Origin of the sequence: Lyngbya sp. CCY1209 (genome assembly GCF_035615495.1) — a bacterium.
Taxonomy (GTDB): domain Bacteria; phylum Cyanobacteriota; class Cyanobacteriia; order Cyanobacteriales; family Microcoleaceae; genus Limnospira.
In genome coordinates, this window is sequence record NZ_JAJENU010000317.1 from 1 (window position 1) to 265 (window position 265).

The following is a 265-nucleotide window of genomic DNA, read 5'->3' on the forward strand; positions in this document are numbered from 1 at the left end:
GGGAACCATTATTTGAAGGAACAAGCTATGGGTTTCGACCCGGACGCTCAACCCTCGATGCAATTGGCAGAATATTTGTCGCGATTAATCAAGGGGGATACTACGTCCTCGATGCCGATATTGCCAAATGCTTTGACCAGATTGACCATGAATACCTGCTATCCAAACTTCATTGTCCAACGACCATTAGGCGCAATATCAGACAATGGTTAAAAGCCGGGGTTATTGACAATGGTGTATTTGACGACACGAAAGCCGGGACACC

Annotated in this window: 1 protein-coding gene; it reads left to right on the forward strand. The window is 46.4% G+C overall.

Going from position 1 to position 265, the window contains the following annotated elements; all coding sequences use genetic code 11:
• A partial coding sequence (locus LKE08_RS09180; protein ID WP_324703918.1) for a reverse transcriptase domain-containing protein occupies positions 1-265 on the forward strand: 265 nt, incomplete at both ends.